The sequence below is a fragment of the Xenorhabdus bovienii genome (assembly GCF_024721015.1).
GTDB classification, from domain to species: Bacteria; Pseudomonadota; Gammaproteobacteria; order Enterobacterales; family Enterobacteriaceae; genus Xenorhabdus; species Xenorhabdus bovienii.
Genome location: NZ_JANAIF010000308.1, coordinates 1 through 546, shown reverse-complemented (window position 1 = coordinate 546; position 546 = coordinate 1). Strand labels below are relative to the sequence as shown.

Here is a 546-nt window from a genome sequence, read left to right as displayed (position 1 = left end):
GGTTCTGTCGCATTAACAGAGAAAGTTTGTGCTGAGGTGGGAATGATGACTCTTTATGCAGTTAATCGATAAAACAGTTCTGCCGGTGACAATGTCTTATCTTCGGGTTGTGAGTATTGCCCTTTACGCCGCATCGAAACGCGCTCTATCCCCGCTAAAATCGTTTGGGTCCGGCGAAACGATTTAAAACCTAACATGGGTCGTATCCGACGTTTGATATTCCGATGATCTTGCTCAATGCGGTTATTGAGAAACTTATCCTGGCGGATTTTTATGGCCTCTCTCCTTTGATTTATCGGTATTCAGCAAGGCGATAGCGGCGGTGTTGGCCCCACTCTTATCGAGGGTGATGATGTCAGGCTCCCCGTGTTGCCGTAGGGCTTTACGGAAGAAACGCAAGGCGGCTGCGGTATCTCGTTTGTCGGTCAATAAAAAATCAATCGTTTTACCGGCCGTATCGACCGCCCGGTAAAGGTATTTCCACTGACCTTTGATTTTGATGTCGGTTTCATCCATGCGCCAGCGACGCCCCACAGGACGTTTATG

At 48.5% G+C, this 546-nt stretch carries 1 pseudogene; it reads right to left on the bottom strand.

The features are described 5' to 3' along the window. Positions 1 to 53 precede the first annotated feature (53 nt). Positions 54 to 546 (bottom strand): annotated as a pseudogene (locus NXS07_RS20730) (IS6 family transposase); the annotation flags it as partial.